The following is a 21829-nucleotide window of genomic DNA, read 5'->3' as shown; positions in this document are numbered from 1 at the left end:
TCATGGCCATCACCATCTACACCAACGAAGACATCAAGCCGGGCGCGATCGCCGGGCAGCGCATCGCCATCATCGGCTATGGCTCGCAGGGTCGGGCGCACGCCCAGAACCTGAAGGACAGCGGCCATGACGTGGTCGCCGGCGTCCGTCACGGCGGCACGGGCTGGAAACACGCCACCGCCGACGGCGTCCCGACCGCCGAGCCGGCCGAAGCGGTCAAGGGCGCCGACATCATCGCCATCCTGACCCCCGACATGGTTCAGGATCAGGTCTATCGCGACATCATCGAGCCGAACGCCAAACAGGGCTCCGCCCTGCTGTTCGCCCACGGCTTCTCGATCATCTACGGCCGCATCACCCCGCGCGAAGACATGGACGTCATCCTGGTCGCGCCCAAGGGGCCGGGCGATCTGGTCCGTCGCGAGTTCCAGCGCGGGCGCGGCGTGCCCAGCCTGTTCGCGGTCGAGAAGGACGCGACCGGCAAGGCCCGCGACCGGGCCATGGGCTACGCCAAGGGCAACGGCGGCGCGACCGGCGGCCTGCTGGAAACCACCTTCCGCGAAGAGACCGAAACCGACCTGTTCGGCGAACAGGCCGTCCTGTGCGGCGGCGCCAAGGAACTGGTGATGCAGGGCTTCAACACCCTGGTCGAGGCCGGCTACCAGCCCGAGATCGCCTATTTCGAATGCCTGCACGAGCTGAAGCTGATCGTGGACCTGTTCTACGAAGGCGGCATCTCCAAGATGCACCACTTCATCTCGGAAACCGCCAAATACGGCGCCGTCGCCAGCGGCCCGCGCGTCGTCAACGAAGAGACCAAGGCCCGGATGAAGACCATTCTGGACGAGATCCAGGACGGAACCTTCGCGCGCAACTGGATCGCCGAGAACGAGGCCGGCAAGCCCCAGTACGAGGCCTGGCTGAAGGCGGACCGCGAGAGCCAGATCGAACAGGTCGGCGCCCGTCTGCGCGAGCGGATGGCCTGGCTGAACACGCCCAAATCTGAAGCGGCCTGAGCCCGAGCGAAAGACCGGATGACCCTGATGACCGCCGCCGCCTTCAAATCCTCAGCCGAGGCCGCCCCCCAATCGGGGGCGCGCCTGCTGGTCTCCACCCTGGAGCGGCTGGGCGTGGAGGTGGTGTTCGGTTATCCGGGCGGCGCCATCATGCCGGTCTATGACGCCCTGGCCGGGTCTAAGCTGAAACATATTCTGGTCCGGCACGAACAGGCCGCCGCCTTCGCCGCCGACGCCTATGCGCGCAAGAGCGGCAGGGTCGGGGTCTGTCTGGCCACCTCGGGACCGGGGGCGACCAATCTGATCACCGGCATCGCCAATGCGATGATGGACTCGGCGCCGATCGTCTGCATCACCGGCAATGTGGCCCAGGGGCTGATGGGGACCGACGCCTTCCAGGAGATCGACATCCTGGGCGTCACCCTGCCGATCGTGAAACACTCGATCCTGGTCCGCGACGCGGCCGATGTTCCGGCCGCCGTCGAGGAGGCCTTCCACATCGCCGCCTCGGGCCGTCCCGGTCCGGTCCTGGTCGACCTGCCCAAGGACGTGCAGTTCGCCACGACCAGCGACGACTACGGCTTCCACATCCCCAACGAGACGCCGCGCATCGATCACGACGCCGTCGCCGCCGCCGAGGCCGCGATCCGCGCCGCCAAGAGGCCGCTGGTCTATGTCGGCGGCGGAGTGAAGATCGGCCGCGCGACCGAGGCTTTGCGCGCCTTCGTCGCCGCGACCGGCATCCCCCAGGTCTCGACCCTGAACGCCCTGGGCACCGTCCCGACCGACGCGCCGCGCATGCTGGGCATGCTGGGCATGCACGGCGCCCGCGCGGCCAATCATGCGGTTCAGGACAGCGACCTGCTGATCGTCGTCGGCGCCCGGTTCGACGACCGCGCCACGGGCAAGCTGGCCGAGTTCGCGCCCAACGCCCGGATCGTCCATTTCGACATCGACGCCTCCGAAGTCGGCAAGCTGCGGGCGGCCAATGTGGCCGTGGTCGGCGAGCTGAAGGACGGGATCGAGGCCCTGACGGCGCGCATGGCCGGCGGACCGGCCCTGGACATCCAGCCCTGGGTCGATGCGTGCGTCGACGCCGCCCGGACCAGCGCCTATCGCTATGACGCGCCGGGCGAGGGGGTCTACGCCCCGGCTCTGCTGAAAGAAGTGTCCGAAGCGGCCGGCGACGCCTTCGTCGCCGCCTGCGACGTGGGCCAGCACCAGATGTGGGCGGCCATGCACTGCCGCTTCTCCAAGCCCGAGGCCCACATCACCTCGGGCGGTCTGGGCGCCATGGGCTTCGGCCTGCCCGCCGGCATCGGCGCCAAGCTGGCCGATCCGTCCGCGACGGTCGTCACCATCGCCGGCGACGGCGGCTTCATGATGAACATCCAGGAGCTGGCGACGCTGAGGCGTTACGGCATCCCGCTGAAGATCGTGCTGATCGACAACTCCTCGCTGGGCCTGGTGCGCCAGTGGCAGGAGCTGTTCTTCGCCGAGAACTATTCCGAGATCGACCTGTCCGACAATCCGGACTTCGTGAAGGTGGCCGAGGCCTTCGGCATCGAGGCCTTCCGTATCGATCGCCGCGATCAGGTGTCCGAAGGCATCCAGCGCCTGCTGGCCGCCGACGGCCCCTGCCTGGCCCATGTGGTCATCGATCCCCGAGACAATGTCTGGCCGCTGGTTCCGCCGGGCAAGAGCAATGCTGAAATGATGGAGGGCTCCTGAGATGAGCAACACGATCCACGTCCAGATCGACCGTGCGGACGGTTCGCTTCAGCGTCTCATCGGTCTTGTGGAGCGCCGGGGCTTCCACATCGACGGCATCAACATGGCCGACGAGGGCGCCTTCCGTCGGATCGCCCTGACCATCCGCGGCCGCGACGCCGGCCGTTGCATCGAAAACCTGGGTCGCCAGATCGACCGCCTGTTCGGCGTCCGCCGGATCGGCAACGACATTATTCAATCCGAGGCTGCGTAATGACCGCCGAACAAGTACGAGTATCCGGCGTATCCCGAACTGCGGAGATCGCCGCCGACCCCAACCGGGTCATCGTCTTCGACACGACGATGCGGGACGGGGAGCAGGCGCCCGGCTTCTCCATGACCGCCCAAGCCAAGGTGAAGATGGCCCAGGTCCTGAAGGACCTGGGCGTCGACGTTATCGAGGCCGGCTTCGCCGCCGCCTCTCCGGGCGACGAGGACTGCATCCGCCGCGTGACCGGCGAGGTCGAGGGGCCGGTCTTCTGCTCCCTGTCGCGCGCCAACGAAAAGGACATCGACGCCAGCTTCCGCGCCCTGCAGCCGGCGCCCAAGTCGCACCGTCGCTGCCACACCTTCATCGGCACCAGCCCGATCCATCGCTCGGCCAAGCTGAAGATGTCGACCAACGAGGTTCTGGCCACGGCCGTCCGGGCGGTCGAATACGCCGCCAGCCTGTTCGACGACGTCGAGTTCTCGGCCGAGGACGCCTTCCGCACGGAGCCCGAGTTCCTGGCCGATGTGCTGGAGGCCGCCGCCGACGCCGGCGCCCGGACCCTGAACGTGCCCGACACCGTCGGCTATGCGACCCCGGAAGAGGTGCGCGAGACCTTCCGCGCCCTGGCGGCGCGGATCCACAAGCGCCACCCCCATGTGATCTTTTCGGCCCACTGCCACGATGACCTGGGCATGGCGGTCGCCAACTCCCTGGGCGCCGTCGAGGGCGGGGCGCGTCAGGTCGAGGGGGCGATCAACGGCATCGGCGAACGGGCCGGCAACGCCTCGATCGAAGAGGTCATCATGGCCCTGAAGGTGCGCGAAGACCGCTATGGCGTCGCCATCGGCGCCGACAGCCGCCATCTGGTCCGCGCCTCCAAGATCCTGTGCGAAATCACCGAGACGGTCATCGCCCGCAACAAGTCGGTGGTCGGCATCAACGCCTTCGCCCACGAGGCCGGCATCCACCAGCACGGCATGCTGGCCGACAGCCGCACCTATGAGATCATGCGGCCCCAGGACGTGGGCTTCGAAGGCAGCTGGTTCGTTCTGGGCAAGCACTCGGGCCGCCACGCCATCGCCAAGCGGGCCGAGACCATCGGCCGGCCCATCGAGGGCGACCGTCTGGCGGCCGTCGTCGCCGGCTTCAAACAGCGCGCCGACCAGATCGGCGAGATCAGCGACGCCGAACTGATCGCCATCATTGATCGCGTCGACGGCGTTGAGGAGACGGTGGCCCAGTATGCCTGATCCAAAGACCCTGTTCGACAAGGTCTGGGACGCTCATGTGGTGCGGCCGGAAACGGCCGATACGCCGGGCGTCCTGTATATCGACCTGCACCTGGTGCATGAGGTCACCAGTCCCCAGGCCTTCAGCGAGATCGAGGCGCGCGGCCTGAAGGTGCGCCGGCCCGACCGGACCTACGCCACCCTGGACCATTCGACCCCGACCCTGCCGGCGGGGCTGAACGGGCTGAAACCCTATGTCACCCCCCAGGCCGAGGCCCAGGTCCATACGCTGGAGCGAAACTGCGCCGCCCACGGGGTTCCCTTGGCCGGCTGGGGATCTGAAGACCGGGGCGTGGTCCATGTCATGGGGCCGGAGCTGGGCCTGACCCAGCCGGGCATGACGGTCGTCTGCGGCGACAGCCATACCGCCACCCATGGGGCGTTCGGAGCCCTGGCCTTCGGCATCGGCACCTCCGAGGTCGGCCATGTGCTGGCGACCCAATGCCTGTTGCAGCGCAAGCCCAAGGCGATGCGGGTGACGGTGACCGGCGAACTACAGCCGGGCGTGTCGGGCAAGGACGTCGCCCTGGCCGTGATCGCCGACATCGGCTTCGGCGGCGGCACCGGCTACGTCATCGAATATGCGGGCGAGGCGGTGCGGTCGCTGGACATGGAAGGGCGGATGACCCTGTGCAACATGTCCATCGAGGCCGGCGCCCGCGCGGGCATGATCGCCCCGGACCAGACCACGATCGACTGGCTGCGCGGCCGCAAGCACGTCCCCGCCGACTATGAGGCGGCGACGGCCGAATGGCTGAAGCTGGCCACGGATCCGGGCGCGACCTTCGACAAGGAAGTCGTGATCGACGGCGCCGCCATCCGTCCGATGGCGACCTGGGGCACGACGCCGGATGCGGGCGCCCCCATAGGCGCGCCCGTGCCCCAGCCCCAGTCAGACAGCGACCGCAAGGCCATCGCCTATATGGGCTTCACCCCCGGCGAGGCGACGACCAGCCAGCCGGTGGACGTGGTCTTCATCGGCTCCTGCACCAACGGCCGACTGCCTGACCTGCGCGCCGCCGCCGAGGTGCTGCGCGGCCGCAAGGTCAAGCCGGGCCTGCGCATGCTGGTCGTGCCGGGCTCCGAGGCCGTGCGGCGCGACGCCGAGGCGGAGGGCCTGCACGAGGTCTTCATCGCCGCCGGGGCCGAATGGCGCATTCCCGGCTGCTCCATGTGTATCGCCATGAACGGGGATTTCGTCGCGCCGGGTCAGTTGGCCGTTTCGACCTCCAACCGTAATTTCGAAGGCCGCCAGGGCAAGGACGCCCGGACCATCCTGGCAAGCCCCGCGACGGCTGCGGCGACGGCTGTGGCCGGTGTGCTGACCGATCCGCGCGTCTTTCTGAACGAGGTCGTGGATGCGTAGCGACACCCCCTTCCGCTCATCCCGGCGAAAGCCGGGACCCAGTGCTTTCGCGAAGCACAATGCGCGGGATCGCCGACAGGGCGCGACGGGTGACGCCTGTCGCCCACAGAACTGGGTCCCGGCTTTCGCCGGGATGAGCGGAGTTTTTGATGTCTGAGCCCTTCACCACCCTGACCTCGAAGACGGTCACGCTCAGCCAGGCCAATATCGACACCGACCAGATCATTCCGGCGCGGTTCCTGACCACCACCACGCGCGAGGGGCTGGGCAAGGCGGCCTTCTATGACTGGCGCTATGAGGCCGACGGTTCGGAAAAGCCCGAAGCCATTCTGAACCGGATCGATCCGGCCGAGCATCGCATCCTGCTGGCGGGCAAGAATTTCGCCTGCGGCTCGTCGCGCGAACATGCCCCCTGGGCCCTGTACGACTATGGGTTCCGGGCGGTGATCTCGACCGAAATCGCTGACATTTTTACATCTAACGCCTTGAAAAACGGCCTGCTGCCGATCGTCGTCAGCCAGGATGTCTGGGACGATCTGGCGTCGCAGCCGGACCAGCCGGTCACAATCGACCTCGAAGCCCGGGAGATCCGGCGCGGCAATGCCCAGCCCGTGCCGTTCGAGGTCGAACCCTTCGCGCGCCAGTGTCTGTTGAACGGGGTGGACACCCTGGGCTGGCTGCAATCAAACCTGCCAGAGATCGAAGCCTTCGAGCGTTCGAGAGAGACCGTCTGATGACCCAAGCCGCCCCCAAGACCTATGAGATCGTCCTGTTGCCCGGCGACGGCGTCGGGCCGGAGGTGACGCGGGCCGCGCGCGACGTGCTGGCGGTCATCGGCGACTTCTACGGCCACAGCTTCAACTTCACCGAACATCTGATCGGCGGAGCCGCCATCGACGAGACGGGCGAGCCCCTGCCGGAGGCGACGCGGGCCGCCTGCGTCGCCGCGGACGCCGTCCTGCTGGGCGCGGTGGGCGGTCCCAAATGGGACGGCGGCAAGCGCCGGCCCGAGGAAGGCCTGCTGGCCATCCGCAAGGCCATGGGCCTGTTCGCCAATCTGCGGCCGCTGCAGGTCTCGCCGGTCCTGGCGCACCGTTCGCCGCTGAAGCGCGAGATCGTCGAGGGCGTCGATCTGATCGTCTTCCGCGAACTGACCGGCGGCGTCTATTTCGGGGAGAAGACCCGCACCGCCGACCGCGCCACCGACCTGTGCGAATATACGGTTCCCGAGATCGAGCGCGTGACGCGCGCCGCCTTCCAGACCGCGCGCCAGCGCCGCGGCAAGGTGACCTCGGTCGACAAGGCCAATGTCATGGAGACCAGCCGCCTGTGGCGCGAGGTCGTGACCCGTATCCATGCCGAGGAGTTCCCGGAGATCACCCTGGAGCACGCCCTGGTCGATTCCATGGCCATGCACCTGATCAGGAAGCCGCGCGAGTACGACGTCATCCTGACCGAGAACATGTTCGGCGACATCCTGTCGGACGAGATCTCGGTGCTGGGCGGTTCGATCGGCCTGCTGCCGTCGGCCTCGCTGGGCACGGAAGGGCCGGGTCTGTTCGAACCGATCCACGGGTCGGCGCCGGACATCGCGGGTCAGGACCTGGCCAATCCGGTCGGCACGATTCTGTCGGCGGCCCTCTTGCTGCGTCACAGCCTGAAGCTGGAGGACGAGGCGGATTCCATCGAGGCTGCGGTGGCGGCCGTCCTGGCGGCCGGCGCCGTCACCGCCGATCTGGGCGGGGCTCTGGGCACGCGGGCCGCAACCGAGGCGGTGATCGACGCCATTCGCGCCATCCACTGGGCGGCGGCGCACCGGGTGCAGATGCACTGGGCGTAGGGCGCATCGCCGCCTCCCGAATTTCATGCCGGGAACATCGTTCCTCGAAACATGAATCTGAGCCTCAAGCCCCGCGCCGAGAACGGATCGTGCGGGGCTAAACTTTTTTGACAGGACCGTTGCAAGAAAGTTGCACCGTTTCAGCCTGACCCCCTTGCGTCGAACGCGATTGCAGTAAAACCTTCGCACTTGCGAGATTGCCAAGGGGGTATTTGCTTATGTCGCACGTTTGGAATCGACTTCCGGGGGTCGCTGCGCTCCTGCTTCTGACCATCGGGCTCTTTTACGCCGGCGGGGCCTTCGCCCAGACGCCGGAGGCGGCGCCCGCCCTGCTGGCGCACCAGTCGGCGCTGGAGCTGGACGGCGCGGGCACGGCCTGGCTGGGCACGTCCACGGCCCTGGTCCTGCTGATGACCCTGCCGGGACTGGCCCTGTTCTACGGCGGCATGGTGCGGCGCAAGAACGTCATCGCCACCATCACCCAGTCGGTCGGCGTCTTCGCCGTCGTCTCCCTGGTCTGGTTCATCGCGGGCTACAGCATCGCCTTCGGCGCCAACGCCGACGCCGCGCTTCAGCCCTACGTCGGCAGCCTGGACATGCTGTTCCTGAACGGCGTGACCCTTGGCACGGCCAACAGCCTGCTGACGGGCATTCCGGAATATCTGTTCATCGCCTTCCAGATGACCTTCGCCATCATCACCCCGGCCCTGGTCACCGGCGCCTTCGCCGAGCGGATGAAATATTCGGGCCTGCTGCTGTTCACGGCCCTGTGGTCGCTGCTGATCTATTCCCCCATCTGTCACTGGGTGTGGGGCGGCGGCTTCCTCGGTTCCGCCGGCGTGCTGGACTTCGCCGGCGGCGCGGTGGTTCACGTCAACTCGGGCGTGGCCGGTCTGGTCTGCGCCATCTTCCTGGGCCGCCGCAAAGGCTATGGGGTCGAGCCGATCAATCCGCACAACCCTGTCCTGACCATGATCGGCGCCTCTCTGCTGCTGGTCGGCTGGATCGGCTTCAACGCCGGTTCGGCGGGCGCCGCCAATGAGCTGATGGGCGTGGCCCTGCTGAACACGGTTCTGGCCGCCGCCGCCGCCGCCCTGACCTGGAAGATCATCGAACTGATTGAGAAGAAGAAGGTCTCCCTGATCGGCATGCTGTCGGGCGTGGTCGCCGGCCTGGTCGCCATCACCCCTGCGGCGGGCTTCGTCGATCCCAAGGGCGCGGTCATCATCGGCCTGATCGCCGGTCCGGTCTGCTACATCTCGTCGGTCTGGATCAAGAAGCTGCTGCGCTACGACGACTCGCTGGACGCCTTCGGCATCCACGGCGCGGGCGGCCTGATCGGCGCCCTGCTGACCGGCGTCTTCGCCACCACGGCGATCAACAGCCTGTCGGAAGGCGCCAATGTCGGGGCCCAGGCCATCGGCCTGGCCTGGACGATCGCCTATAGCGCGGTCGGGACCTTCATCATCCTGGTGATCTGCAAGTTCACCACGGGTCTGCGGGTCAGCGAGGCGGAAGAAGCCGCCGGTCTGGACACCTCGCTGCACGGCGAGGCTCTGGAACACTGAAACCAGAGGGTGCGGCCCGCCGGCCGCGCCCTCCCTCCCGGCGATCCCATCGGGCGCTGGAACAAAAATAACGAAACCAAGGGGATAGATAATGAGAATGAAACTGTTCGGTACGGCCGCCGCTGCGGCCCTGGCTCTGGGGCTGACCGGCCTGGCCGCGCCCGCCTCGGCTCAGGACGCCAAGGTGGCCTTCAATGTCGGCGTGACCAGCGACTATGTCTTCCGGGGCTACAGCCAGACCAACGAAGATCCCGCCATCCAGGGCGGCGTCGATCTGACGGCCGGCAGCTTCTATGCCGGCGCCTGGGCCTCAAACGTTGATTTCGGCGACGACACCGACGCGGAAGTCGACGTCTATGGCGGCTACCGCACCGAGGCGGCCGGCTTCGCCCTGGACTTCGGCGTGATCGGCTACCTCTATGCGGGCGAACCGGACGGCGCCGACTACAACTATGCGGAGTTCAAGGCTGCGGCCTCGCGCGCCGTGGGCCCGGCCACCTTCGGCGCCGCCGTCTACTATTCGCCCGACTTCTTCGGCGCGGCGGATAAGGAAGCGACCTACGCCGAGGTCAACGCCGCCTTCTCGCCCGCCGACAAGTGGACGATTTCCGGCGCCGTGGGTCAGCAATGGCTGGACGTGTCCGACGACTATCTGACCTGGAACGCCGGGATCGGCTATGCTCTGACGGAGAATCTGTCGGCGGATGCGCGCTACTACGACACGGACGTGGACGGCGTGCCCGTGGCCGAGGACCGTTTCGTGGTCGGTCTGAAGCTGACCTACTGAGCCCGTCTTCGGTCAAAAACGAGGCCCCGGAGCACTGGCTCCGGGGCCTTTTTCGTATCAGCGGGCGTAGCGGCTTTCGACCGGCTCGTACCGATCCCACACCTTGCCGTCGGCCAAGGACCGCAGCAGCTTCAGATATTCGGCATGGGTCCAGGCCAGGGGCGTGGCCGAGTCGGTGTTCTGGCCCAGGGCGTAGTCGCGCGCGGTCGGCTCGCCGACCCCGTCCCAGACCTGTTCGGCCAGCATCAGCCCGTCATTGGCGAACCGCTCCATGCCGCGCACATAGGTCTGGCGGATGGCGGCGATGTCGGCGGCGGACGGAGCGCCGTTCAGGCTGACGCGGGCCAGCTCATAGTGGCCGCGCTCGCCGGTGAAGAAGGGCCAGACCCGACCCCGCTGACCAGGGCTCATCTGCCCGCCGACGCCATAGTTGGCGCCCGTGACATGATCCTCGCCATAGCCGTCGACGCCGTAGCGGCGCCAGCCCGGCGTCTGGTCGCCCTCCGGCCCGAAGTCGTAGCGGACCCGGTACAGGTCCTCCAGGCTCTGATCGTCATAGACGGGCAGGGTCGAAACGATGTGCGGATCGTCGGCCTTGCGCACCCCGTAGCGGACCAGTTCCAGGAAGCCGCCGTCCACGACCCGGTCCTCCTGGGGCGCGATCTGGCCGTTGGCGGCGCCGATCGGGGCCTTGTCGTTCGGGTTCTCGTTCCGAGTGATGCGGATGAAATAGCGGCCGTCGCCGAAGTCGCCGTTGGTCGTGAACATCCGCTCTTCGATCTTGGAGGCGTAGCTGTCGGCGGCCAGCTGATAGCGGGTCGCTCCCGCCGCATCGCCCGAGGCGCGCGCCATTTCGGCCGCGACCGTCAGCCCGGCCACCACGGCGGCGGTGGTGGAGGGGGAATAGCCCTGCTGCTCCTCCCAGCGCTCCTGCTGGGTAAAGGGCGGTTTGATCTCGGCGTCGTTCCACAGAAGGCCGATCTTGCCGCCGTCCACCAGGAAGTCGGCCGCAGGCTTCAGCATCGAACGATAGTGGTCGGCCATCTGGGCGTCGGACAGCCAGCCCAGCTTCCACAGACGATAGCCCAGCATGATCGGCATGGCCGTCTGGTCCAGCTGGACCGCCACCCATTCCAGTTCGCCGTCCACATGGGTTTTCTGCAGGAACCAGCCGCCGACGCCGGTATTGCCGGGCGTGTTCGGCCCGACCTGGACCTGGGGCAGATAGTTGAAGGCCGCCAGCGGCGTCTCCTTGTCGCCCAGCGCCGCCAGGGCCATGGCCACCTGATAGAAGTCGCGCGGCCAGACGGCCTTGTAGCCGGTGGAGGACTTGGAGGCGTCCACCGTGTCGCCCCAGGGGTTGGACAGGGAGGCGATCAGGGCGCCGGCATGGGTGCGGTCCTCCTGCACCTTCAGCATCAGGGCCGAGGCGTAGGCCAGCTTGCCTCCGTCCGTCGCCTGTTCGGCGATGCGCGGCAGTTCGGTCAGGGCGGCGACATAGTCCTCCCAGCCGATGCGATCACCCTCGCCGTTGAACCGGGCCAGAACCTCGTCCAGGCCGACAGCGAAGGCGCCGTCCGCCGCCGCCTGGGCCTCGGCCTCGCTGGAGCCGAAGCCGATCACGAAATCTCGGCTCAGGCTCTGCCCCTGACGCAGGCGCGGCAGGGCGCCCGTCATCATCGTATTGCCCGCCGTCTCTCCGGTGGAGGCGTAGGTCCAGTCCATCCGGCCGTCCTTCAGGTCGGTCAGACCGTCCGATGCGCCGACGAAGCCGACGCCGGCCTTGTCGAACGGACGGCTCGGCTTGAGCACCAGATGGGTGTCGCCTTCCCAGGCATGGAAGGCCTGGCGCGTGACCTGTCCCCGGTCGTCGACGCCGGTGTTGGCGATGTGCGGCTCCAGCAGCAGATAGGGCGTGGCCTCTCCACTCAGGGCCGTGATCTTGACCCGCAGCACCAGGGCGTTGCGATCCGGATCGGTGAAGAGGCGCTTTTCGATCTCGAACCGACCCGCCCTGTCGCGCGTCGTGACCTTATAGGCGGGCGACAGGGGGCGGCCCTGGGCGTCCGTGTGCAGATACTCGGTCCGCTCGGTGGTGTCGGCGCCCTCGACGGCCAGGCCCTCCGGGGTGACGACGGCGAAGCGAAGCGCCTTGATCTGGGCCTCGTGGATCAGGCCGTACATGGTCTCGGTCAGGACGCCGTCGGCGATGGAGAACCAGACCTTCGACACCGCGCCGGTCGGTCCGCCGTCGCGGTACTGGCCGTCGACATAGGCTTCATAGGAGGCCCCAGCCCCGGTCTTGGCGGCGCTGGACCAGGTAGGCAGATCACCCGGCGCGCCCGGAGCGACTCCGGACTGGGCCGAGGCGGTCGAGGCGAGCGCCAGGCCGGCGGCGCCGGCGAGGCAGAAGGAACGGAAATGACGCATTGTGGTCCTCACGGGTTGCGCGTGGGGGCGGGGGAAAGAAGGAAGGTCAGGGGAACGTCCAGCCGCTGGTTCCACGAGGCCTCATTGTGCTGGGCGCCGGGGAAGACCAGGCTCTGGAAATCGCCGGGGCCGTAGCCGCGACGGCGGAAGACGGCGTCCACCTGGGTCTGGAAGGCGGCGTAGAACTGATCCAGGGTCTCGTCGCCCCGGTCGAAGTAGAAGCGGTTCGCGCCGGGCGCCGGCAGGCCGCGGTCGATCACCCCGGTCCAGGCGGAGACCAGCCGTTCGCGCCAGGCCTCCAGGCTTTGACCGTCCAGGCCTGTGACCCGCAGCGGCCAATGGGTCGACAGACAGGCGGCGGCGGAGAAGACGTCCGGCCGTTTCATCACCGCGTACAGTGAGATCAGCCCGCCCATGCTGGAGCCGCTGATCAGGGTGTCCTCGCGGCCGGGCAGGGTGCGGTAGGTCCGGTCCACGAAGGGTTTCAGCTCTTCGGTCAGGAAGCGGATGTAGCCGTCCGACAGGGGCGGGCCGCCATAGACGGCCTGAACATCGCCGCGCATGTCCTCGGGCAGGGCCGCGATCAGATCGGCCGGGACATATTCCCGCAGGCGAAGATCCGTGTTCCAGACGCCGACCACGATGGGGGCGCGCACCTGACCGCCGGCGATCAGCCGCGTCAGATGCTCGTCCACCCCCCATTCGCCGAAGTTGGCCGTCGAGGGATCGAACAGGTTCTGTCCGTCGTGCATGTAGAGGACGGGATAGGCCGCATCCGACGTCTCATAGCCGGGCGGCAGCCAGACGGAGACGTTCCTCGCCTTCACATGGGCCGAGCTCACGGCCTCGTGGAGGATCAGACGACCGGCCGCCGTCTGCGCCCGTGCGGCGCCGGCGAAGGGCAGGGCGGCCGCCAGGGCCAGGAGCGCGCGGCGGTTCACGCCCTTTGCTCCCGCACCCTGAGGGCGCTGAAGGCCGCCAGCAGGAAGGAGGCGGCGCCCAGCACCAGGGCCCAGATCGCCTGGCCGCTGAAAAAGTGCTTCAGAATCAGGCCCAGCACCGTGGCCGCCAGCAGCTGGGGCACGACGATGAAGATGTTGAACACGCCCATATAGACGCCCATCTTCCGCGCCGGCACAGCCGCCGACAGGATGGCGTAGGGCATGGAGACGATCGAGGCCCAGGCGAAGCCGACCCCGACCATCGGCAGCCACAGCAGGCCCGGCTCGCGGATCAGGAAGACGCCGAACAGACCCGCCGCGCCGAGCATCAGCATCAGGGCGTGGGTCGCCCTGCGGCCGATCCGCCTGGCCAGGACCGGCAGGGTGAAGGCGGCCAGGGCGGCGACCCCGTTATAGAGCCCGAACAGAACCCCGACCCAGTCGGCCCCGGCTGCGTAGGCGGCCGAGGTGGTGTCGGTCGTGCCGAAATGGACGCTGGTCACGGCGGCGGTGGTGTAGATCCACAGGGCGAACAGGGCGAACCAGCTGAAGAACTGGACCACCGCCAGGTCGCGCATGGTCTGGGGCATGCGATAGACGTCGTTCAGGATCTCGGTCACGGCGTTGGCGATGCGGCGGCGCTGCATCAGGCCCACTGCGATCTGCAACAGGCCGAAGCCGACGAAGAAGCCGGCCAGGACCAGCAGCTCCTTCTCCAGATCGAAGGCGGCGATCAGCACCAGGCCGAGCCCCCCCAGAACGGCGCAGACCAGGCCCGAACCCATCCAGCCCCGCACGCTGCGGGCCGGCGGCTCCGGCGCATCGTCTGCCGGGGCGGCGCCCAGGGCTTCAAGGCGCGCGCGTTCGAAGGCGGCGAGCTGTTCGGGGCTGTATTCGCGGGTGCTCAGCACCGTCCACAGCACGGCCGTGAACAGGCCGGCGGCGCCGACGTAGAAGGCGATCTTGACCGACAGGGGCACGACGCCCGCCTCAGCCGTCGAGACCACGCCGAAGACGTTCGACAGCAGCCAGGGCAGGACCGAGGCGAAGACCGCCCCTGCGCCGATGAAGAAGCTCTGCATCGCATAGCCGGCGGTGCGCTGCTCCTCCGGCAGATTGTCGCCGACGAAGGCGCGGAACGGCTCCATGGTGATGTTGATCGAGGCGTCCATGATCCACAGCATGGCGGCGGCGAACCACAGGCCGGGGCTGTTGGGCATGGCGATCAGGGCCAGGGTGGTCAGGATCGCCCCGACCAGGAAATAGGGGCGGCGACGCCCGAACCGGGTCCAGGTCTTGTCGCTGAAATGGCCGACCAGGGGCTGGACCAACAGACCCGTCAGAGGGGCGGCGATCCAGAGGATGGCCAGGCTGTCGACCTCGGCGCCTAGGGTCTGGAAGATCCGGCTGGTGTTGGCGTTCTGCAGGCCGAAGCCGATCTGGATGCCGAAGAAGCCGACGCACATGTTCCAGATCGCCAGGCCGGACAGGCGCGGGCGGTGGGAGAGGAGGGTCATGATCTTCCCCCGCTTGCGGGGGAAGTGTCGCGTCGTGGCGCGCAGCGACACGCGTGACGATGGGGGGAGTTCAGCCTTCTGTCAGAAGACTTCCCTCTCCGACCCTGGATCGCTGCGCGATCGACGGGCCACCTCTCCCGCAAGCGGGAGAGGATCTGAAAGTCGCCCATCACCGACGCCCCCGCCCGAACGGCACGAACCGGATCGCCTGGCCGCCGCCGGGCGCGAGCGCCAGCGTCAGCGTGTCCGCCGACGTCACCTCGCGCTGCTCGATGACGATGTCCTCGCGCTTGCCGCGATAGTCGGCGTCCGGCCCGTCGCGATAGATTTCGGCCCGGTAGCGCCGGCCGGGGTCCAGGAAGTCCAGAGGCGCCGTAAGGACGCGCGGATGCTCGTCGGTGATGGCGCCCAGAGCCCAGACGTCCGACGCTCGATCCTTGCGCGCTATGGCGACATAGTCGCCCATCTCGGCCGCGAGCACGCGGGTCTCGGCCCAGTCGACCGGCACGTCCTTGATGAACTGGAAGGGGCCGGGATTGGCCTCGTAGTTGACCAGCAGGTCGGCGGCCATCTGGATCGGGCTGTAGATGACGACATAGAGGGCCAGCTGTTTGGCCCAGGTGGTCTGGACCCCGCCGGGGCTGCGCGTCTCCATGCCGAAGATGCCGGGCGTATAGTCCATCGGCCCGGCCAGCAGGCGGGTGAAGACCAGGTTCGGCTCGTGCTCGGGCGGATTGCCCGGATTGCCCCAGGCCGAATACTCCATGCCGCGCTGACCCTCGCGGCTGATGATGTTCGGATAGGTGCGGCGCAGGCCCGTATCCTTGAACGGTTCGTGGGCGTTGATCGCCACCTTGTGGCGCGCGCCCGCCTCGACGACCTTCATATGGTGCTGGGCCATGGCCTGGCTCTCGTGCCAGGCCATCACCATCCGGCCGTCCGGCCCGGCGACGCGGGCGCCCTGGGCGTCGGCGACATAGCCGGTCTTGACCGAATGGACCCCCAGCCGCTCGTACAGGGCCATGGCCGGTTCCAACTGCTGCTCATAGTGGAAGGCGTTGCCGCCGGTTTCGTGGTGGCCGATCAGCTGGACGCCCTTTGACCGGGCGTGGGCGCAGACCGCCTCGATGTCGAAGTCGGGATAGGCTTCGGTGAAGCTGAAGTCCGAACCGTTGGCGAACCACTGGCCGTCCCAGCCCTTGTTCCAGCCCTCGACCAGCACCCCGCCCAGGCCGTGTTCGGCGGCGAAGTCGATGTGTTTGATGGCGTTTTCGGTCGTGGCGCCGTGTTTGGGGCCGGAGTTCCAGGTCTTCAGATCCAGGTGCATCTCCCACCAGACGCCGACGTACTTCATCGGCTTGAACCAGCTGACGTCGCCCAGCCTGTTGGGTTCGTTCAGGTTCAGGATCAGGCTGGATTCGATCAGACCGGCGGCGCTGTCGCTGACCTGCAGGGTCCGCCAGGGGGTGTTGAACGGCGCCTGTCGCACCACGGCGGCGTTGGTCAGGCCGGGCGTCAGCTGGGCGCGGAACCTGGTTTCCTCAGACCGGCGCAGATTCATGCCGGCGTAGTCGATGCAGGCGGCCTCATGGATCGAGACGTGCAGACCCGACCGGCCCTTGACCGTCATCGGCGTCTGGGCGCTGCCGACCGCGCTGATCGGGGTGCGGCTGTACAGATATTCCTCGCGGTTCCATTCCCAGGCCGGGCACCACAGGGCCTCGCCGTCCTCGGCCAGATTGAACTCGGTGATCTCCGAACCGATGCGGACCGTCTTCAGGGCGGGCTGGTCCGGGAATTCGTAACGGAAGCCCAGGCCGTCGTCATACAGGCGGAAGACGACATCGACGCGCCGTTGCAGGCCGCCGGTCTCGGCATATGAGACCCGCCATTCGTTATAGTGGTTGCGGATGAAGCGGCGCTCGCCCCAGGGCTGCTCCCAGGTCTCGTCGAAGGTCACGGGCTGACCGGCCGTGATCGCCAGGCCGCGCTCGAGGGCGGGGGCGTCGGTCAGCAGGAAGCCGAGCTTGGAGGGGGCCACGACCATCCGCCCCTGACGCAGCACCGCATACATCGGCCGCCCGTCGTTGTCGGTGAAGGCCTCAACCGTCAGCACCCCGCCGGGCGAAGAGGCGCGGGCGTGGGTCGGCGCGGTCTGGGCGCGAACGCCCGTGGCGCCGAAGGCCAGGATCGAGGCGCCGCCGAGGGCCAGGAAGGATCTGCGCTTCATCTGTGAACTCCGTTACGCCGCCTCTTGCCAACCGCTGCGAACGGTGGCTGAAACGTTTGCAGAAAAATTTGCAGGCCCGAAAGCCTGTGCTGAGGACCCGCGACCTTGAGCCGCAAGACAACCCGACTTGAAGACATCGCGCGCCTGGCCGGCGTCTCCGTCGCCACCACCTCGCGGGCGCTGAACGACAGCCCCGCCGTCAACGACCGCACCAAACAGCTGATCTGGAAGCTGGCGAAGGAGCACGACTATCCGTTCCGCCGCTACATGCCCGCCGGACCGATCGGGGCTCAGGGCACCATCGCCCTGGTGACGCCGCGACCCCAAGGGCGGGAAGGCCGGATCTCGGACCCCTTCTTCCTGGAGCTGCTGGCCGGGGTGGGCGAGGCGGCGCGCGAACGCGGTTGCGACCTGCTGATGAGCCATATCTCGCCCGCCACCTATGACGAACTGGCGGCGGCGATGAACACCAGTCGCGCGGACGGGGTGATCTTCCTGGGTCAGTCCAGCCTGCACGGCGCCTTCAACCGGCTGGCGGCGGGCGACCATCGCTTCGTAGTCTGGGGCGCCGACCTGCCGGAGCAGGACTATTGCTCGATCGGATCGGACAACTTCTCGGGCGGTCGCCGCGCGACCTCCCACCTGGCGCGGCTGGGCCGCACGCGCATCGTCTTTCTGGGCGACCTCGATCCGCCCGAGGCCATGCAGAGGCACCGCGGCTATCTGGAGGCGCTGGAGACGGCGGGCCTGTCTGTCGACGCCGAACTGATCGTCCCCGCCCATTTCGAGGTCGAGTCCGCCGAGGCCGCCGTGGACGCCCTGGTGCGCCGAGGCGTCAGGTTCGACGGGGTGGTGGCGGCGTCGGACCAGATCGCCCTGGGCGCCGTGCGGGCCCTGCAGCATGCCGGCCTGTCCGTGCCCGGCGACGTCTCCGTCATCGGTTTCGACAATGTGCCCTTCAGCCGCTATTCGCGCCCGGCCCTGTCCACCATCGCCCAGGACACGATGAAGGCCGGTCGGCTGATGGTGTCCAAGCTTTTGGACCACGGGGGCGCGACGGCCGGTCGGTCGGAACGGGTGCCCACCGACCTGATCGTGCGCGAGACCTGTGGCGGCTGAACGGCTCATGCCAGTCTGAAGACCAGGCCGGCGAGCGGAGGCAGGGCGGCGCCGTCGGCCTCGGTCCAGTTGATCGCCTCGATCCGCGTCGCATTTGCGGGCGGGCTCCAGTCGATCCGCTCGTGACCCAGGTTGAAGACGCACAGCAGCCGCTCTTCGCCGCCGCCCCGTTCCCGGCGTTCGAAAACCAGAAGGTCCGAGGTCTGGATCGGCGCCATGGCTCCGAAGCGCAGGGCCGGGTGCTGATGACGCAGCCGGATCATGCGGCGGGCGACGTGCAAGGTGGAGCCCGGATCGGCCTCTTGAGCGTCCACCGCCAGCGGCAGATGGCGGGCGTCGACCGGCAGCCAGGGCTCGACGGTGGAGAAGCCGGCGTTGGCCTGATCCGCATGCCAGGGCATGGGTGTGCGGGCGCCGTCGCGGCCCAGGGTCTCGGGCCAGTTGGCGATGGCCTCGGGATCGACCAGCCGCTCGAACGGCACCTCGGCCTGGGGCAGGCCCAGCTCCTCGCCCTGATAGACGAAGACATTGCCGCGCAGGCAGACCAGCAGCATCAGGGCCATCTCGGCGAAGGCCTTGCGGTCCCGCCCTTGCGCCCAGCGCGACACGGCGCGCGGCGCGTCATGGTTGGAGAAGGTCCAGGACGGCCAGCCCTCGCCCTGCTGATCCGGCCACATGGTTTCGCCCCGCGCGACCAGTTCGCTCTTCAGCGTGTCGGCGTACAGATACAGGAAGCCATAGGCCGAGTGCAGCCGATCGGTCCCGGCGGTGTATTCCTTCATCTCGCGATCGGCGTGGTCGCCGCCCACCTCGGCGACGGTGAACCGCCCCTCATAGCTGTCGGTCAGGGCGCGGATCCGGTTCAGGAAGCCCAGGATCTCCGGCTGGCTCTGGTTATAGATCTTGTCCTGGAAGTCGAAGGGCCGGGTGCGCTTCTTGCCGTCCTTGATCGGCGGATTGTCGGTCAGCTTCAGGTCGTGGATGGAGAAGTTGATGGCGTCCAGCCGGAAGCCGTCCACGCCCCGGTCCAGCCAGAAGCGCGCCGCTGCGATCAGGGCGTCCTGGACCTCGGGGTTCCTGACGTTCAGCTGCGGCTGCGAGGCCAGGAAGTTGTGCATATAGTACTGGCCGCGCCGCGCGTCCCAAGTCCAGGCCGGGCCGCCGAACACCGACTGCCAGTTCGACGGCGGCGATCCGTCCGGCTTGGCGTCAGCCCAGACGTACCAATCGGCGTGCGGGCCGGTGCGCGAGGCGCGGCTGTCCAGGAACCACTGGTGCTCGTCCGAGGTGTGCGAAAATACCTGGTCGATCACCACCTTCAGGCCCAGGTCGTGGGCGCGCGCCACCAAGGCGTCGAAATCGGCCAGGGTTCCGAAGATCGGATCGACGTCGCAATAGTCGGCGACGTCATAGCCGAAGTCCTTCATCGGCGAGGTGAAGAAGGGCGACAGCCAGATGCCGTCCACCCCCAGCGAGGCGACGTGGTCCAGATGGTCGGTGATCCCCTTCAGGTCGCCGACCCCGTCGTTGTTCGCATCGGCGAAACTGCGGGGATAGATCTGGTACAGAACGGCGCCCCGCCACCATTCAGTGTGGGCGGTCGCCGGCTGGGCGGCGGTCGCGAGGTCGAGGCTGTGGGCGTTCACTGGGGCGTGCTCTTGCAGATCAGATAGTCGAGAGGGGGAATGCGGACGGCGTAGCTGGCCGGCGCCGAGGCCTGGGATTCGCAGTCGCCGCGCACAGCTTGCCACCGCAGCGAACCGGGCTCCACCTCGACCTGGGCCGTGACTGCGGCGGTCGAGCTGTTGAACAGGACCAGGGTCTCGCCGCCGGATTCGTCCAGACGGGACAGGGCGAACAGGCCGGGCGCGTCGCCCGCCGCGCGGACGATCTGTCGGCCCCGGCGCAGGGCGGGATCAGCGGCGCGGATTCGGGCCATTTCGGCGATGGCCTTATAGAGGGGCGCTGTCGTGGCATAGGGCGTCTGCCGTCCGCCGATCGGCTGTTCGGCCGCATAGACGGCCGTCCGGCTGGGCCACATGTCCTGGCGCGAGTTTCCATAGCCGCCGGCGCCGGCGAAGCCCTGTTCGTCCCCGTAATAGAGGGTCGGCACGCCCCGGCTGAACATCATCAGGGCGTGGGCCAGTTTGACCCGGGCCAGGATCTCGGCCTCGTCCGCCTGCGGATTGGCCTGTTTCACGAAGAAGCCGACCCGGCCCATGTCGTGATTGCCCAGGAAGGTCGGCAGGACGGCGGCCGTCTCGGCGCCCTTCGCGTAGACGGCGTCGGCGGCGAACAGCCGGGCCAGGGCGTCGGTCCCCGTCTTGCCGGATGCGACCTCCACCGCGGTCTTCTGGAAGGGGAAGTCCAGCACGGCCGGATAGGCGTCCTCCCGCGTGAACCGCGCCGTCACCGCCGGGTCGGGGTCGTAGACCTCGCCGAAGATGTGGAAGTTCGGAATGCCCCTGGCCCGCGCCCGCTCCAGCATGGCGGGGATAAAGGCCTGCCAGAACTCGGGGTTCACGTGGCGGGCGGTGTCGATGCGGAAGCCGTCGATCCCGTATTTGTCGATCCAGCCGCCGAAGACGTCGATCATGCCCTGGACCACGACGGGGTCCTCGGTCAGCAGGTCGTCCAGACCGGCGAAATCCCCGTCCAGCGAGCTTTCGCCCGCAAAGGTGCTGTCGCCACGGTTATGATAGCGGATGGGGTCGTTCAGCCAGGCCGGGACCTTGGCGTTCTCTTCGCCCGCCGGGACATAGGGGGTGTAGGCGTAGGCGGGCCGGGTCAGGCGCGAGAAGTCCCGTCCGTCGAAGCCCGCGTTGATAGGCGCGCCATCGACGCCGCCGCGGCGGGTGTAGGGATAGTCGGCCCGGCTGCGGTATTCGCAGGGCCCGTCGGGGCATTCGCGATAACGGATGACGTCGGCCGTGTGGTTGGCGACGATGTCCAGATAGACCTTCATGCCCCGCGCATGGGCCGCATCGACCAGGGCCCGCATCGCCGCCTCGTCGCCGAAATGGGGATCGACGACCGTGAAGTCGGTGATCCAGTAACCGTGGTGCGCCGCGCCGGTGTAGCCGTTGTGCGTCTGCACCGGCTTGTTCTTGAACACGGGGGCCAGCCAGACGGCGGTGGCGCCCAGGCCCTGAATATAGTCCAGCCGCTGCGTCACCCCGGCGAGATCGCCGCCGTGGTAGAAGTCGGTGTCCGACGGATCGAAGCCGCTTTTCAGCCGCTCGGGGGCGTAGCCGCCGTGGTCGTTCGCGGGATCGCCGTTGGCGAACCGGTCGGGCAGCAGGAAGTAAATGACCTCGTCCTGCGGCGGACGCTGACGCAGCGCCGTCAGGGCGTCGGCTGCGGGCGACGCGGCCGGGGCCTCGGCGCGGGCCTGAAAGGGCAGGGCCGAAAGGCTCGCCATCAGAGCCGTCGCTGCGGCCAAGGCGCGGGCGCGGTTCGTCTTGCGGGGGGCAAGGCTCATCCTGTCGGTCCTCCTGTCTGGAAAGTGCAAAGCCTTCCAGATCGATTTGCAAGATTTTGCAGCCCAAGCCCTGCCTGTCAACGCGGATTAGAATGCTGCGATGCAGCGACAGCTTGGCCGTATCGATCCGTAAATCCGCGTATATGGGGCTTTCGCGGCCTCGGCGTGTGCGACGAAAATGCGTCGTCCACATTAACGGCTTGCAACCTTGTCGAAGATTTGCATATTTTTGCGAAGGCTTCGGCTGCGACATTCAGAATCGCG

At 67.8% G+C, this 21829-nt stretch carries 16 protein-coding genes; 10 read left to right on the top strand and 6 right to left on the bottom strand.

What is annotated here, in order from left to right:
- Positions 1-2 precede the first annotated feature (2 nt).
- From ilvC to AC1RKE_RS11250, 9 genes are all read left to right on the top strand, one after another.
- On the top strand, positions 3-1016 hold the full coding sequence (ilvC, locus tag AC1RKE_RS11290) for a ketol-acid reductoisomerase (RefSeq protein ID WP_182714315.1): 1014 nt from the start codon (positions 3-5) through the stop codon (positions 1014-1016).
- Positions 1017-1034: 18 nt separating this feature from the next.
- Complete coding sequence (ilvG, locus tag AC1RKE_RS11285) at positions 1035-2747, top strand: acetolactate synthase 2 catalytic subunit (protein ID WP_054764919.1); 1713 nt, start codon at positions 1035-1037, stop codon at positions 2745-2747.
- Position 2748: 1 nt separating this feature from the next.
- Positions 2749-3000, top strand: a complete 252-nt coding sequence (locus AC1RKE_RS11280) for an ACT domain-containing protein (protein WP_182714316.1) — start codon at positions 2749-2751, stop codon at positions 2998-3000.
- The gene (locus AC1RKE_RS11275; RefSeq protein ID WP_348683524.1) at positions 3000-4247 is read left to right on the top strand and encodes a 2-isopropylmalate synthase; all 1248 of its coding nucleotides are present in this window, start codon (positions 3000-3002) and stop codon (positions 4245-4247) included. The genes AC1RKE_RS11280 and AC1RKE_RS11275 overlap by 1 nt, the downstream gene beginning before the upstream one ends.
- Positions 4240-5652, top strand: coding sequence for a 3-isopropylmalate dehydratase large subunit (gene leuC / locus AC1RKE_RS11270; RefSeq protein WP_348683525.1), 1413 nt, complete (start codon positions 4240-4242; stop codon positions 5650-5652). The genes AC1RKE_RS11275 and leuC overlap by 8 nt, the downstream gene beginning before the upstream one ends.
- A 149-nt stretch (positions 5653-5801) precedes the next feature.
- Entirely contained in the window at positions 5802-6386 is a 585-nt protein-coding gene (gene leuD, locus AC1RKE_RS11265) for a 3-isopropylmalate dehydratase small subunit (RefSeq protein ID WP_348684354.1), read from the top strand.
- Positions 6386-7492 carry a 3-isopropylmalate dehydrogenase gene (gene leuB / locus AC1RKE_RS11260; RefSeq protein ID WP_333896828.1) on the top strand — a complete coding sequence of 369 codons (1107 nt, stop codon included), beginning with the start codon at positions 6386-6388 and terminating at the stop codon, positions 7490-7492. The genes leuD and leuB overlap by 1 nt, the downstream gene beginning before the upstream one ends.
- Before the next feature lie 218 nt (positions 7493-7710).
- Positions 7711-9060, top strand: a complete 1350-nt coding sequence (locus AC1RKE_RS11255) for an ammonium transporter (protein ID WP_054764925.1) — start codon at positions 7711-7713, stop codon at positions 9058-9060.
- A 97-nt stretch (positions 9061-9157) separates the two neighbouring features.
- A complete protein-coding gene (locus AC1RKE_RS11250; RefSeq protein ID WP_348684355.1) occupies positions 9158-9847 on the top strand; it encodes a TorF family putative porin in 690 nt (229 codons plus the stop codon).
- Positions 9848-9904: 57 nt separating this feature from the next.
- Here AC1RKE_RS11250 and AC1RKE_RS11245 read toward each other — a convergent pair whose 3' ends face one another.
- From AC1RKE_RS11245 to AC1RKE_RS11230, 4 genes are all read right to left on the bottom strand, one after another.
- A complete protein-coding gene (locus tag AC1RKE_RS11245) occupies positions 9905-12277 on the bottom strand; it encodes a glucan 1,4-alpha-glucosidase (RefSeq protein WP_348684356.1) in 2373 nt (790 codons plus the stop codon).
- An 8-nt stretch (positions 12278-12285) separates the two neighbouring features.
- Positions 12286-13218, bottom strand: a complete 933-nt coding sequence (locus AC1RKE_RS11240) for an alpha/beta hydrolase (protein ID WP_191558376.1) — start codon at positions 13216-13218, stop codon at positions 12286-12288.
- Positions 13215-14735: an MFS transporter gene (locus AC1RKE_RS11235; RefSeq protein WP_395942278.1), complete on the bottom strand. Its 1521-nt coding sequence runs from the start codon at positions 14733-14735 to the stop codon at positions 13215-13217. The genes AC1RKE_RS11240 and AC1RKE_RS11235 overlap by 4 nt, the downstream gene beginning before the upstream one ends.
- Positions 14736-14904: 169 nt before the next feature.
- Positions 14905-16965, bottom strand: a complete 2061-nt coding sequence (locus AC1RKE_RS11230) for a glycoside hydrolase family 97 protein (RefSeq protein ID WP_348684673.1) — start codon at positions 16963-16965, stop codon at positions 14905-14907.
- 105 nt (positions 16966-17070) lie between these two features.
- On the opposite strand from AC1RKE_RS11230, the gene AC1RKE_RS11225 reads away from it, so the two are divergent.
- Positions 17071-18084 (top strand): LacI family DNA-binding transcriptional regulator, encoded by a 1014-nt coding sequence (locus tag AC1RKE_RS11225; RefSeq protein WP_182714324.1) that lies wholly within the window; start codon positions 17071-17073, stop codon positions 18082-18084.
- 5 nt (positions 18085-18089) lie between these two features.
- On the opposite strand, the gene AC1RKE_RS11220 is transcribed toward AC1RKE_RS11225, so the two are convergent.
- Positions 18090-19730 (bottom strand): alpha-amylase family glycosyl hydrolase, encoded by a 1641-nt coding sequence (locus AC1RKE_RS11220; RefSeq protein WP_395942164.1) that lies wholly within the window; start codon positions 19728-19730, stop codon positions 18090-18092.
- Complete coding sequence (locus AC1RKE_RS11215; protein ID WP_492897062.1) at positions 19727-21565, bottom strand: alpha-amylase family glycosyl hydrolase; 1839 nt, start codon at positions 21563-21565, stop codon at positions 19727-19729. The genes AC1RKE_RS11220 and AC1RKE_RS11215 overlap by 4 nt, the downstream gene beginning before the upstream one ends.
- Positions 21566-21829 lie beyond the last annotated feature (264 nt).

The organism is Brevundimonas sp. GW822-FHT03E11 (genome assembly GCF_058801445.1).
Note: the sequence above shows the minus strand (reverse complement) of the source record. Positions and strands in the feature narration are given on the sequence as shown.